We start from the raw sequence: 13,047 nt of genomic DNA, 5'->3' as shown, positions 1-13,047 counted from the left end.
GATGCCAAAAATAGGCTGAATACGGTCGGCTTATGAGCGAGACCGTTGGAATTGGTAAAAAATGAGTCTGGCATCCGGCCAATAACCGCCCGTGGATGGAGATTTCGCCGAATTCAGCTACTCTCCGCTGCGGAGCGTTAGAGCTATTTATCCCTTTATATGCGTCTCTGATAAGCACGAGGATGTTACCTTTGGCTAAAATCCAGTTACCTAAAGATGCTTTGCAACGAGTAAAGCTGGGCCAGGCTTTTGCAGAGTACGATATAATTAGAAGTGATCATGAATTATTCGTAACTACACCGGCGACTCTCTCTGCGCTCAATCCGGATAGCTCTAACTGTTTTTTTATAGGCCGTCGCGGCGCCGGGAAAACCGCTATTACGTTTGAAGTTGAGCGGCGTTTCCCCCGAACGATCAATATTGTTCCACAGATATTTGATCTCTTACGGCTCCCACTAGAGCAAGAGTTGTTTCTAGACACTAGGCAGCGTCCTTTCAAATCATTAATGCACTCGATGGAAAGGGCTTTGATCGATGAGGTGATCAAGGTATGGGTCATGGAAGGGCGTTTAAGTTTCGACAAAGCGCCAGATACTATCCGACGAGAAAGAGGCCTGATTGAGGATTGTGATTTTGATCAGCGTATCTTGAATTTGACCGAAGAGATTTTTGATGCATATACCAAAGACAATGATAAGTTATGGCTTCGCCAGATAAGTCGAAGCAAAAACCTGCTGGCGGAAATTAATCAGATCTCATTTTCTTCACCAATGAGTTATATCATCCTAATTGATCGACTGGATGAGTCCTGGGATGGTTCTGGCTCAGCTATAATATGCCTCATGGCATTGATGCATGCCACGGTTAGATTGATCGCGTCAACTCAACACGTAAAGCCCTATGTCTTCATACGCGAAAATATCTATGACAGAATTCGCTCCCTCGATAATGAGTTTGCGAGGCTTGAGACGTCAGTGGTTTTTCTTGATTGGTCCTCTGAAAAACTTACCGAGCTTGTAGAGCGTCGATTGGTAAAGCCTTTTACTACTAAACCAAAACTAGGAGGAGAGGCATGGAATTGTTTTTTCGAGGAGGAAGACTCAAAAACTAGCGTGCCCTCGGTGATGAGCCTTTGTCAGCATCGGCCTCGGGATGTACTGATGTTAACTAGCTATGCAATAGACTCAGCCATTAATCACGGAAACCAAAAGGTTAGAGACGCAGACATGGATGTCGCGTCCAAACGCTATAGCACAAGTAGACTCAAGGATTTGGGTGACGAGTATGCTGAGAATTATCCAAATATTAGTTTAATTCTCGAGTACTTTTTTGGCTTAGGTAATGAGTATACCTTGGTGGCAATTGAAGACTTTATTCAAAAGTTGCTGGTTACGGAATCCATTAACAAATACTGCAATGGTTGGTTTTACGACTACACAACGCCTTTTCGTTTCGTCGAAGTTTTGTATGGAATCGGTTTTCTTGGTATTCGACGAAAAAAAACTGTGGAGTATAAAGAGTCTGGCAAAGACTCAAATGCCAAGCCATCATTTGATAATAGCTCAACATTCTATATTCATCCCACCTACCACGAAGCGCTAAATCTTCAACCACTGCTGTTGAAGGATTTGCGCGACGAAACGCAGCTGAAGAATGAAGGCATCTTAGAGGAGCTGCCCGACACCTTTAACTTGGACGACTATAAAGGTGCGTTGCAGGACACATTAGATAATTTGCGTACCTTGCCCAAGGGACCGTCGGGGGCTGCTGGATTTGAAGAAATTGTAGGCAATATCATAAAACTTTGTTTCTTTCGGTCTTTGACGAATGTTCAACCACACGAGCGAAGTCACGATGGCGCCTCAATACGTGATTGGATAGCGTCAAACCGAGCGCCTGACGGTTTTTGGGAAGTCATAAGGAATAAATACGGTTCTACCCAAGTCGTATGGGAGTGTAAAAACTACGAAGACCTAAGCGCAAGTGATTTTCATCAGATCAACTATTATCTTAATGACACTTTTGGACGATTTGGTATCCTTGCCTTCCGTGGCGAGGAGGTAAAAAACAGTTATTATCGTCACATCTCTAACATAATAAACCGAAACAAATCAGGACTGGTTGTGTTGTTGACGCAGAAAGACTTGGAGGTTTTTCTACGCCAAGCAATCAAGGGGGCTTTCAAGGAATCACACTTACAAGACAGATATGATCAAACGATTCGCCAGATATCATAGACAGCGGAAGAAAAAACGGTGTCTAAATTAGTGCAAATCTTTGACGTTCTAGCCGGTTGCTCCCGGCCGCTCTCTGAATCGCCCCCAATTTCTTGCACACATCTGACCGACTACTTTTGGCCGTCTGCTGCCTGTCGCCACGGCAGCTTTTGGCGGGTTTCTGCCTATTCTCTACGAAAAATATGATCGACAACGTTCAAATTCAGGGGGGTTACCATTCGTATGCGGCTCTGAATTACTTACAGACCGACAATGTGCTCACATCTAAAAAATCCCGAATTCGATTCCACCGAACGCCATAACTAGCTGATTTATTTATAGTTACTTGTCGGGGTACGCCAAATTTTCCACAGACTTCCAGACCCGCAGAAAATCTAGCCCCGCCGACCACTACCGTTCGTCTGGTGCCGCACCATACAAGGTTCCAGAGAAAGCTTTCAAAATCTCTGGAACCCCCGAAAAACCCGCCTCTTGGCGGGTTTTTTCGTTTTAGGGGCTTGTGGGGTGGCGGCAGGGGCCAGGTCATTCGGCAGAAACGGGGTGCTGCGCACTGGTTCGCCATCTTGATTGGTTTAACGTTACGCGGATGGAAGCCAAACCTGGCACGGGTGTACGGAGGATGAGTGGGTATGGACACCTCAACCGCACAAAGCATCAAGTTGTTTATTGTGTCGGCAACTGGGCTGTCGAAAGACGCGCTGCATATCTATGTGGGGCTGACGGTCTATTTGACATTGATGGCCGTCGTCCGAAGAGGTAGGCCTTACGTGGGTTGGCTGGTTGTTTTCGCCCTTGCGGGTGCTGGCGAGTGGCTAGATCGGCGGGACGATATCGTCAGCCTCGGGTACTGGCGCTGGCAGGCAGGCGTCCATGACATCCTCAATACGTTGTTTTGGCCGACGGTGCTCACACTGTTCTGGCTTTTAAAATGCCCAAAGCAAACCAACGCACAGCCCTAATATCCTGCCCATCCAAACAGGCTTCGAAACCGTTCTGTTTGGATGGGCTGCCATAAGTAGAACTCGGCAAAAAAGGCCTGCGCCTAGCAGGCCTTTTTTGTGTTCGTTTGCCCGGTGGCTTCAGCGATAGACCGGGTGCCGGCGGCACAGGGCGACCACTTGTTCGCGCACCCGTTGGGTGACGTGTTCGGTGCCGCCGTTTTCCAGGGTGTCGAGGACGTCGCAGAGCCAGCCGGCCAGTTGCTCGCATTCGAGGGCGGTGAAGCCGCGGGTGGTGACGGCCGGGGTGCCGATGCGCAGGCCCGAGGTGACGAAGGGTGAGCGCGGGTCGTTGGGCACGGAGTTTTTGTTGGCGGTGATGTAGGCGTTGCTCAGGGCCGCGTCGGCGTCTTTGCCGGTGTAGGGTTTGGCGGACAGGTCGATGAGCATCATGTGGTTGTCGGTGCCGCCGGAGACGATGGTGTAGCCGCGCTGTTGCAGCACGGCGACCATGGCCCGGGCGTTGACCACGATTTGCTGCTGGTAGGTTTTGAACTCGGGCGCCAGCGCCTCTTTGAAGGCCACTGCCTTGGCGGCGATCTGGTGCATCAGCGGGCCACCCTGGACGCCGGGGAACACCGCCGAGTCGAGCTTCTTGTTGAACGCTGCGTCCTGGCCCTTGGACAGGATCAAGCCGCCACGCGGGCCGCGCAGGGTTTTGTGGGTGGTGCTGGTGACCACGTGGGCGTGGGGCAGCGGGTTGGGGTATTCGCCCGCCGCCACCAGGCCGGCGACGTGGGCCATATCCACCCAGAAAATCGCCCCAACCTTGTCGGCAATTTCCCGCATGCGTGCCCAATCCTTGTAGCGCGAATAGGCGGAGAAGCCACCAATCAGCATTTTCGGCCGGGTTTGCAGGGCGATTCGCTCCATCTCGTCGTAATCGATCAGCCCGGTTTGTGGGTCGAGGCCGTAGGGCACGATGTGGTAGTGGCGGCCGGAGAAGTTGGACGGGTTGCCGTGGGTGAGGTGGCCACCCTGGGCCAGGTTCATGCCCATCACGGTGTCGCCGGGGTTGATGAGGGCCAGGAACACCGCCGCGTTGGCCTGGGCGCCGGCGTGGGGCTGGACGTTGGCGTAGTCGCAATCGAACAACTGGCACACCCGCTCGATGGCGAGGCGCTCGGCAACGTCTACGTACTCGCAGCCGCTGTAGTAGCGCTTGCCCGGGCAACCTTCGGCGTACTTGTTGGTGAACACCGAGTTCTGCACCGCCATGACCAAGGGGCTGGCGTAGTTCTCGGAGGCGATCAGTTCGACGTGATCTTCCTGGCGGTGTTCTTCGTTATGAATCGCCTTACATAGCTCGGCGTCGAAGTCTTCAAGTTTCAGGGATGAGTCGTACATAGCGTTGGCGTCCTGTAGAGAAAAAGCATCAGTCATGGCCAACGGGGCGGGCGTCCGCCGTCGGCCAGTAATAGGAATCCGGCATGGCCCGGGCGCCGAAGATGGCTTGGCCGACCCGCACCACGGTGGCGCCCTCTTCGATGGCGACTTCAAAATCGCCAGACATGCCCATGGACAGTTCGTCCAGGCCCACCTCGGCCGGGGCGTCCTGGCGCAAGCGCTCGCGCAGTTCGCGCAAACGCACGAAGCACGGGCGCACCCGCGCGACATCGGCCGAAAACAGCGCCAACGTCATCAGCCCCCGCACCCGTAGCGCGGGAAACCCGGGCAAGGCTTGTAGGAATTGGCCAACCTGCTCCGGCGCCAAGCCGTATTTGCTCGCCTCGCCCGAGGTGTTGACCTGGACGAACACGTCCAACTGCCGCCCCTCGCTGTGCAGGCGCCGGTCCAGTTCCTGGGCGACGCGCAGGCTGTCCAGTGCCTGGAACTCGGACGCAAACCGCGCCACTTGCCGGGCCTTGTTGGTTTGCAGGTGGCCAATCACCGACCAGCGCAGGTCGCTCAGGTCGGCCATGGCCTCCCACTTGCGTTGCGCCTCCTGCACTTTGTTTTCCCCCAGCAGCCGACAACCCGCCGCATAGGCCAGGCGTAAGTGGGCCTCGTCAAAGGTTTTGCTCACCGGCAGCAGGCGTACGCTGGCCGGGTCGCGGCCCACGCGGGCGCAGGCGGCGGCGATGCGCTGCTGCACGGCGGCCAGGTTGCGGCGAAAGTCCTCGACGCTGTTGGCCTGCGGATAACGGCCGTGCTGTTGATGCAGTGTTTCATCAGTTGGGCTAGGCATCAGTTGGCGGCTCCTTCGCGGGTGGCAGGGGCGGGCTCGCGGCGCGGCAAACGGCCGTTGAGCACGACGTAGGCGAACAACCCGATCACCAGCCCCCAGAACGCGCCGCCGATGCCGAACAACGTGATGTTGGCGGCGGCGGCCAGGAAGGTAACCAACGATGCCTCGCGGGATTTGGTATCGGCCATGGCCCCGGCCAGGCTCGCGCCGATGGTGCCCAACAGCGCAAGGCCGGCCAGGGTGGTGATGAAGGTTGCCGGGAAGGCCATGAACACCGCCGCCAGCGTCACGCCGAAGATGCCAACGAGCATATAGAACACCCCCGCCGCCACCCCGGCGATCCAGCGTTTGGAGGGCTCTTCGTGGGCCTCTTTGCCGGTGCAGATGGCGGCCGTGATCGCCGCGATGTTGAACGCATGGGAGCCGAACGGTGCCATCAGCAGCGAGCCGAAGCCGGTGAGGGTGACGATGGGGTTGGCGCTGGTGCTGAAGCCGTCGTTGCGCAGCACCAGCATGCCCGGCATGTACTGGCCGGTCAGGGTAATCAGGAACAGCGGCAGCGCCACGCTGAGCAAGGCGTTGAGGGAGAACCCGGGCATCGTGAATACCGGGCTCGCCAGTTGCAGGCTCAGCCCCGACAGATCAACCCGCCCGCCCGCCAACAACAACGCCAGCCCCAGGGCCAGGATGCCCACCACCGCGTAGCGGGCGCTAAAGCGCTTGAGGATCAGGTAAGCGCCAATCAACACCCCGGCCAGCAGCGGATCGACGCTCAAACCGCCAAAGGCGCCGATGCCGAACTGCAACAGGATGCCGGCCAGCAAACCGGCGGCCACCCCCGGCGGGATCAAACGGATAACTTTTTCAAAGCAACCCGACAAGCCCAGCAACACGAACGCCGCCGCCGAGATCATGTACGCGCCCACCGCCTCGGCGTAGGGCGTGGTGCTCAGGGCGACCACCAGGAATGCCGCCGCCGGCGTCGACCACGCGGTAATGATCGGCTCGCGGGACACCCAACTGAGCACCAACCCGGTGATGCCCACACCCATGGACACCGACCACACCCACGAGGCGGTCAGCTCGGGGCTCAACCCCGCGACCTTGGCAGCCTGGAACACCAGAATGAACGTGCCACCATAGTTGACGATGACCGAAATCAACCCGGCGACAACCGGGTGCACCAGGTCGCGCAAACGCACGGGGGAGCGGGAGGCGGAAGAAGACATGATGGCGTGGGCTCCAGGCAAAACGAGGCGACGGGCCTCGACGGAATGACGATTTATAACGCGGTAATGGCCTGCCTAGCCCAGGCACTTTTGGCACACTGACCAGACCAATTCACGACAGGCCTAGCCGTGTGGGCGGGCGAAGTCCTGCATGAATTCGCTCAAGGCCTCGACCGCCGCCAGTGTCACCGCGTTGTAGAGGCTGGCGCGCAGGCCACCGACCGAGGCATGGCCCTTGAGGCCCTTGAGCCCGCGCAGGTTGGCCTGGCGCAAGAAGTCCGCCTCCAGGGCCGCATCGGCCAGGGCGAACGGCACGTTGTTGATCGAACGAAACGGCGCCTGCACGCGGTTGCGGTAGAAGCCGTCGCTGCCATCGATGCAGGCGTAGAGCACACGCGCCTTGGCCAGATTGGTCTGGTGGATGGCCTCGATTCCGCCCCTGCGGCGCAGCCACTGCAAAGTCAGCCCGGTGAGGTACCAGGCGAAGGTCGGCGGCGTATTGAGCATCGAACGCGCCCGGGCGATGTGGGCGTAATTGAGGATTTCGGGGGTACACGCCAACGCGGTGTCGAGCAATGCCTCATCGACTATCACCACGCTCAACCCGGCCGCACCCATATTCTTTTGCGCGGCGGCGTAGATCAGGCCATGGCCGGCGACATCGATGGGTTTGGACAGCAGGCTGGAACAGGCATCGCAGACCAGCGGCACGCCGGCCTCGGGGGGGGCGGCGAACTGCACGCCGTGCACCGTCTCGTTCTCGGTGTAATGCAGGTACGCGGCCTGCGGGTTGAGCTGCCACTGTGCGGCGCCGGGGATGCGGTCAAAATCGCTCTCCTGGCTGCTGGCGGCGATGCGCACGTCACCGAAGCGCCGCGCAACCTGGATCGCCTTGCCCGACCAGAGCCCGGTGTGCAGGTAGTCCGCACTGCCCTTCGTGCCCATCAGGTTCATCGGCACCTGGGCAAATTGCAGCGAGGCGCCGCCCTGCACGAACAACACCTGATAGTGCGTAGGCACATGCAGCAGCGCGCGTAGGTCTTGTTCGGCGCGGTAGGCCAGTTCCATGAACAGGTCCGAGCGATGGCTGATTTCCATCACCGACATACCGCTGCCGGCGAAGTCGAAGAATTCTCCGTGCGCCTGCTCCAGCACACTCAAAGGTAACGCGGTCGGCCCCGCGCTGAAGTTATGTGACCTTGCCATGCCCGCCCCTCCTCCACTCACGGCTCGCCCGGTGGCGAGGGGCAGAGTCTACGGATAGACTGGCCTGCCTTTTCAGGCCAATTTATTCAGGTTGGGCAGACCACATGGCAAAGACCTTCGAGCTCGAAACCCTCAAGATCCGCCTCAACGATGCCGAGTTCGCGCTGCTTGACCTGCACCAGCGAATTCAGCGGGCCCTGCGTGCGCTCATCATCGAAGGCGCCCTCGGCCCGGGCCTGAAACTGCCCGCGACCCGGGCCTTGGCCAAGTCCTTGGGCATTGCCCGCGACACCGTTGAAAACGCCTACGGGCAATTGCACCGCGACGGTTTCATCGTGCGCCGCGAGGGCTCGGGCAGTTACGTCTGCGAAACCGTGGGCGCCCAGTTGCGCGGCGCGGCACGCCAACGCCTCAAACGCCAGGACAGCCGCCGCGACGCCGCCGAGCCCGGCACCGGCCTGAGCCGGCGCGGGCGGATGATCTTCGACAGCGGCGGCGTCAGCGACCAGCAGGTGCTCAAGGCCTTTGCCACCGGCCTGCCGGAAACCCGCAGTTTTCCTACCGATGTCTGGGAACGCCTGCAACGCCAGGCCATGAAGGACTACCGCGCCACCATCCTGCTGCACGGCGACCCGCAAGGCGCCGCGCCGCTGCGCAAGGCCATCGCCACCTACCTGAACCTGGAACGCGGGGCCAAGTGCAGCGCCGAGCAGGTGCTGATCCTGAGCAGCACGCGCCAGGCGTTGTTCCTCTGCGCCCAATTGCTGGTGGACGCGGGCAAACCGATCCTGCTGGAAAACCCCGGCTACTTCGGCGCGAAAAAAGCCTTCGAGACTGCCGAGACCCGCGTCGTGCCCATCGACGTCGATGAGCAGGGCATCCGCACCGACCTGCTGCAAGCCGACCGCAGCGGCGCGCCCTGTGTCTACGTGACGCCGTCCCATCAATACCCCACCGGCGCGACCCTGCCGCTGGAGCGGCGCCTGGAGCTGATCCGCTGGGCCGCCGAACAGAGCAAATGGATCATCGAGGACGACTACGACAGCGAGTTCCACTACGACGGCCTGCCTACGGCTTGCGTGCAGGGCCTGGACCCGTACCAGCGCACGATCTACCTCGGCACCTTCAGCAAAACCCTCTACCCGGGCCTGCGCATGGGCTACATGGTGCTGCCCCAGGAGCTGGTCAAACCCTTCACCTACGCGCGCAGCATCATGGACGGCCACACCCCGCAAATCCTGCAACTGACCCTGGCGCGCTTTATGGAGGACGGCCACTACAACGCCCATGTGCGGGCCATGCGCAAGCTCTACGCCGGGCGTCGGGAAACCATGCTCGCCGCCATCGGCCAACACCTGGGCGGCATCGCCACCGCCCTGCGCCCCCAGGGCGGTTTGCAGATCCCCTGCCTGCTCGCCCAAGGCTGGTCGGAGGAAAAGACCCTGCGCCAAGCCGCCAGCGCCGGCCTGCAACTCTCGGGGCTGAGCCGCCTATACGCCGGCGAGGCCCGGCAACAGGGTTGGTTGCTGGGCTATTCGTCCATGACCGCCCATGAGATCGACACGGCGGTGCAGCGGTTGGCGCGGGTGTTGCGTAAGGGGTAAAGCGCGACCCTGTCAGTACTCAAGTGCCGCCAGCACATGCGCCGGGTCGTTATGAATCGCCCGCAACAAGGCGCGCGCCGGGCCTTCTGGTTCTCGTCGGCCCTGTTCCCAGTTCTGCAACGTTGCCACAGGCACATCGATGGCTTTGGCAAAGCGAGCCTGGGACAGGCCCGTAGCCTTGCGGATCATTTTTATCTGCAGCGCATCGATATGAAATTCGCGCGAGGGCGCGCGCGCGCCGCGATCAATCTCGTCCATCTGGGTCATGCTTTCGACCAGACGGTTAAAGAGATTCTTCTCCATCATTTCCACCCTTTGTTTAATTCACTCAACACGCTCTTTTCCCTTGCCGATAGATCGTCCTTGAGCCCCTTACGGTAGATGAGAATCAGGCGAATCTGGCACGCCAACGAGAGATGGTAATAGATCACCCTGACCCCGCCACGCTTGCCTGAGGCACGTGAAACCCAACGAATTTTGCGCAATCCATTTGTCCCCTGGATCACATCGCCCGCCGTGGGATGAACGGCCAGAAACGCCTGGAACTGCGCGTAACTGTCGTCACTGAGAAGCTCATTCACGTCTTCTGTAAAAACCGGGGATTCGATAAATAACATTTTGCCCATCTATACGCCAATGACGTATACAACGCTAGCCCGCCGCCGCCAATCGGGCAATCTGTGGATAAACGGTATTTCGTTGCAAAGTCATTCGCCTCTTCTGCCCCCAACAAAAAGGCCCGCATCCCTGCAAGCCTTGTTGTTCGCCTCACACCCAGCAGCGTTCAGTAGCGGAACTTGCCCCCGTGAATGTCCTCAAGCACCTGCTGCGTCACCGGCACGTACGTCTCGGAGCCGGGCAGCCAGGCGTACACCGGGTCTTCGCCGGTCTGGCTGGGGTCGAAGGCTTCGGCCTTGAGCTTGGTTTTCTGGTACTTGAAGGTGCCGGTGGTTTCCATGCGGGTCTTGATACGCAGGAACATCGGCACCGCGTAGTGCGGCATCTGGCTTTTTACGAAGCGCAGCAACTCGCAAAAGTCCAGGTGTTCCAGGGGCGCCGCCGGGGTGATGGCAGCCATGCCGGCGCGGCCGTTGGTGTTGCGGATTTCCACGCCGTAGGCCACGGCTTCGGCGATGTGCGGGTGCTGCACCATGATGTTTTCGACTTCGGTGGTGGAGACGTTCTCGCCCTTCCAGCGGTAGGTATCGCCCAGGCGATCGACAAACTGGGCGTGGCCAAAACCGATGTCGCGGATCAGGTCACCGCTGTTGAAGTAGCGGTCGCCCTTCTCGAACACGTCGTAGAGGATCACCTTTTTGTTTTTTTCCGGGTCGGTGTAGCCGTCGAACGGCGCGTTGTCGTCGATCTTGGCCAGCAACAGGCCCTGGCCGCCCTTGGCGACTTTCTGCATGAAACCGTTCGCGTTACGCCGTGGCTCGCCGGTGTCGTGTTCGTATTCCACCAGTGACCAGGCGTTCAGGGCAAAGCCGATGGTGTTGTCGAAATTGAGGATATTGGTGAAACCGATATTGCCGTCGCTGGCGGCGTACAACTCGCAGATGCGCTCGATCTTGAAACGCGCCTTGAAGTCGGTCCACACGCCGGGGCGCAGGCCGTTGCCGATCATTTTCACCACCGGGTTGTCGGCGTCGTTGGGCGCGGGCGGGGTGTCGAGCAGGTAGCGGCACAGCTCGCCGACATAGCAAATGGTGGTGGCCTTGAACTTGCGCGCGTCATCCCAGAACTGGCTGGCGCTGAATTTGCGGCGGATGGCGAACCCCGATGCGCCGGCCAGCGCCGAGCCCCAGCTCACGCACAACCCGGTGCCGTGGTACAGCGGCAAGGTGCAATAGACGATGTCGTCGGGGCGCATGTCCAGGGCGATCATGCCGAAGCTGCCGTAGGCCTTCATCCAGCGCCCGTGTTTGAACACACCGGCCTTGGGCAACCCGGTGGTGCCGGAGGTGTAGATGTAGAAACAGGCGTCGTCGAAGTACACCTGGCCGGTGGTCACGGGGTTGCTCGTGGCGTGTTCTTCGCTGACCCGGGTCAGGTTGACGTAGCCCTCGGGGGCGATGCCCGGGTCACGGGTGGTGTCGGTGTCGGCGAGAAAAAAAGTGTTCAGCTCGTCGATGGCCACCTCGTTGCGCACGGCGTCGAACGCCTCGACCAGTTCTTCGCCGACGATGATGGCCGCCGGGTTGACCAGGTTCAGGCTGTGGATCAGCACGTTGTGGGTTTGCGAGGTGTTGAGCATGGCGCAGATGCCGCCGATCTTGCTCACGGCCAGGACGCTGACCAGCAGTTCCGGGCGGTTTTCGATGAAGATGCCTACCACATCGCCTTTTTTCAGGCCACGGGCCAGCAGGTAATGGGCGATTCGGTTGGCCCATTGGTTGACCTGTTCGTAGCTGAAACGGCATTCCTTGTAGAGCAACGCCGGGCCGTGGGGGTTGCGCTGCACCGCTTGCTCGAAGGCCCAGCCCAGGCCGCAGGGCTGGTCGGGTTTGAGCTTGGTGACGTTGACACCCTTGATGAGCCGGGGAATGGCGCGGGTGATGGAGGGGATCTTACGCAGCATCATGCCCCAGGTAATCATGTCGCTATTGCTACTCATGGCACCTCCTCATGGGTTGATCCGTTCCCGCCGGGCACACGCAACAAGTCCCGGCCAACGCATCGTTTTTATTCTGTGTACGCCATGTAAAAACGCCCCGCGCAAGCAGGCCTGCGCGGGGCGGCGCAGCTTAGAACTCGTCGGCGACCGACTCCAGGATCTTGCCCATCAGGTACACGGTGGTGCGCGCCACTTGCATCACTGCCGCTTTCTCTTCGTCGGTCTCGACCCAACGGTCGATGGCGGCGTTGACTTCGGCGGAGTGTTTTTCGTCGATGATGGCGTGAGCCACAAAGAAGGTCAGTTGCTGGTCAGTCAGTTTGAGGCCGTTCTTGCACACGTCCATCAGCGGCTCAAGGTGCTCGTAGCTGTCTTCGGCCCAGAAGCTGTAGCCCAGACGCGGGATGATGCCGCGGCACACAGAGACGAAATCCAAGTAGCCATAAAACGCCTCGGTGGCCGGCAACATGGGTTTTTCGAACTCGGCCGGGTCGACGCCAATGGCGATCAGGTCGTTGTACGCCATGTTTTCATGGCCCAGTTCTTCATACGCATGCTTCATCGCAAAGCGCAGCAGGCCCACTTTCTTGTGGTCCTCGTTCCAGCACGCCACCGCTTGGTTGATCGCGTTGTTCTTGGTGTAGTGGTACACCTGAACAATCGATTTGACGTAAAGATCACGCTGCAATTCAGGGCGTTTCATCATCTGGAAGAAACGGCCGGATTTGATCTTGGCCCACTCTTCATCACAGACGGCTTTCAGCTCTTTGCGGAACTCGGTAACTTCAGTCATTTCACTTTCTTCCTTGGCGGGTTGATGAATCGTTCATGACACTTTTTAGGGCCTGAATTCAACACATAAGTGCAACGCTCACCCCTGTATGCACTTCGTACGGCGTCTTCCAGCCCAAGCGCTTGCGCGGGCGTAGATTGATCCTCGCTACTGTCCGATTGACGGCTTCGACGGT

At 58.9% G+C, this 13,047-nt stretch carries 11 protein-coding genes and 1 pseudogene; 3 read left to right on the top strand and 9 right to left on the bottom strand.

All coding sequences use genetic code 11. The annotated features are described in order from the left end of the window. Positions 1-191: 191 nt before the first annotated feature. Positions 192-2,237 (top strand): P-loop ATPase, Sll1717 family, encoded by a 2,046-nt coding sequence (locus AC19YT_RS24965; protein WP_500611207.1) that lies wholly within the window; start codon positions 192-194, stop codon positions 2,235-2,237. 629 nt (positions 2,238-2,866) lie between these two features. Continuing rightward, on the top strand, positions 2,867-3,196 hold the full coding sequence (locus AC19YT_RS24960; RefSeq protein ID WP_095108804.1) for a hypothetical protein: 330 nt from the start codon (positions 2,867-2,869) through the stop codon (positions 3,194-3,196). Positions 3,197-3,316: 120 nt separating this feature from the next. On the opposite strand, the gene glyA is transcribed toward AC19YT_RS24960, so the two are convergent. The 4 genes from glyA to serC all read right to left on the bottom strand — a co-directional run bounded on the left by glyA (position 3,317) and on the right by serC (position 7,858). Beyond that, positions 3,317-4,582: a serine hydroxymethyltransferase gene (gene glyA, locus AC19YT_RS24955; protein ID WP_500611206.1), complete on the bottom strand. Its 1,266-nt coding sequence runs from the start codon at positions 4,580-4,582 to the stop codon at positions 3,317-3,319. 28 nt (positions 4,583-4,610) lie between these two features. After that, a complete protein-coding gene (locus AC19YT_RS24950) occupies positions 4,611-5,423 on the bottom strand; it encodes a YggS family pyridoxal phosphate-dependent enzyme (RefSeq protein WP_500611205.1) in 813 nt (270 codons plus the stop codon). Beyond that, positions 5,423-6,652, bottom strand: coding sequence for a benzoate/H(+) symporter BenE family transporter (locus AC19YT_RS24945; RefSeq protein ID WP_500599567.1), 1,230 nt, complete (start codon positions 6,650-6,652; stop codon positions 5,423-5,425). Before AC19YT_RS24945 ends, AC19YT_RS24950 begins: the two co-directional genes overlap by 1 nt. A 123-nt stretch (positions 6,653-6,775) precedes the next feature. After that, the gene (gene serC, locus AC19YT_RS24940; RefSeq protein ID WP_500611204.1) at positions 6,776-7,858 is read right to left on the bottom strand and encodes a 3-phosphoserine/phosphohydroxythreonine transaminase; all 1,083 of its coding nucleotides are present in this window, start codon (positions 7,856-7,858) and stop codon (positions 6,776-6,778) included. 104 nt (positions 7,859-7,962) lie between these two features. Between serC and pdxR the strand changes: the two genes are divergently transcribed. Further along, complete coding sequence (gene pdxR, locus AC19YT_RS24935) at positions 7,963-9,462, top strand: MocR-like pyridoxine biosynthesis transcription factor PdxR (protein ID WP_500611203.1); 1,500 nt, start codon at positions 7,963-7,965, stop codon at positions 9,460-9,462. 12 nt (positions 9,463-9,474) lie between these two features. Here the strand turns inward: pdxR and AC19YT_RS24930 are convergent, their stop codons facing one another. The 5 genes and pseudogenes from AC19YT_RS24930 to AC19YT_RS24910 form a co-directional block, all read right to left on the bottom strand. After that, entirely contained in the window at positions 9,475-9,765 is a 291-nt protein-coding gene (locus AC19YT_RS24930; protein ID WP_095109001.1) for a helix-turn-helix domain-containing protein, read from the bottom strand. Beyond that, a complete protein-coding gene (locus tag AC19YT_RS24925) occupies positions 9,765-10,079 on the bottom strand; it encodes a hypothetical protein (protein WP_095109002.1) in 315 nt (104 codons plus the stop codon). The genes AC19YT_RS24930 and AC19YT_RS24925 overlap by 1 nt, the downstream gene beginning before the upstream one ends. 167 nt (positions 10,080-10,246) lie before the next feature. Continuing rightward, positions 10,247-12,079 (bottom strand): long-chain-acyl-CoA synthetase, encoded by a 1,833-nt coding sequence (locus AC19YT_RS24920; protein ID WP_095108798.1) that lies wholly within the window; start codon positions 12,077-12,079, stop codon positions 10,247-10,249. Positions 12,080-12,209: 130 nt separating this feature from the next. Beyond that, positions 12,210-12,872 (bottom strand): iron-containing redox enzyme family protein, encoded by a 663-nt coding sequence (locus tag AC19YT_RS24915; protein ID WP_095108797.1) that lies wholly within the window; start codon positions 12,870-12,872, stop codon positions 12,210-12,212. 58 nt (positions 12,873-12,930) lie between these two features. Then, a pseudogene (locus AC19YT_RS24910) lies at positions 12,931-13,047 on the bottom strand (IS30 family transposase); the annotation flags it as partial.

Source organism: Pseudomonas sp. MF08875 (assembly GCF_059862525.1).
This window is presented reverse-complemented; position numbering and strand designations above follow the sequence as displayed.

Excerpts from the sequence above, each read along its gene's own strand:
- AC19YT_RS24960 (WP_095108804.1), top strand. The coding sequence starts at position 2,867 with ATGGACACCTCAACCGCACAAAGCATCAAGTTGTTTATTGTGTCGGCA.
- AC19YT_RS24915 (WP_095108797.1), bottom strand. The coding sequence starts at position 12,872 with ATGACTGAAGTTACCGAGTTCCGCAAAGAGCTGAAAGCCGTCTGTGAT.
- AC19YT_RS24945 (WP_500599567.1), bottom strand. The coding sequence starts at position 6,652 with ATGTCTTCTTCCGCCTCCCGCTCCCCCGTGCGTTTGCGCGACCTGGTG.
- pdxR (WP_500611203.1), top strand. The coding sequence starts at position 7,963 with ATGGCAAAGACCTTCGAGCTCGAAACCCTCAAGATCCGCCTCAACGAT.
- glyA (WP_500611206.1), bottom strand. The coding sequence starts at position 4,582 with ATGTACGACTCATCCCTGAAACTTGAAGACTTCGACGCCGAGCTATGT.
- serC (WP_500611204.1), bottom strand. The coding sequence starts at position 7,858 with ATGGCAAGGTCACATAACTTCAGCGCGGGGCCGACCGCGTTACCTTTG.
- AC19YT_RS24950 (WP_500611205.1), bottom strand. The coding sequence starts at position 5,423 with ATGCCTAGCCCAACTGATGAAACACTGCATCAACAGCACGGCCGTTAT.
- AC19YT_RS24925 (WP_095109002.1), bottom strand. The coding sequence starts at position 10,079 with ATGTTATTTATCGAATCCCCGGTTTTTACAGAAGACGTGAATGAGCTT.
- AC19YT_RS24920 (WP_095108798.1), bottom strand. The coding sequence starts at position 12,079 with ATGAGTAGCAATAGCGACATGATTACCTGGGGCATGATGCTGCGTAAG.
- AC19YT_RS24930 (WP_095109001.1), bottom strand. The coding sequence starts at position 9,765 with ATGGAGAAGAATCTCTTTAACCGTCTGGTCGAAAGCATGACCCAGATG.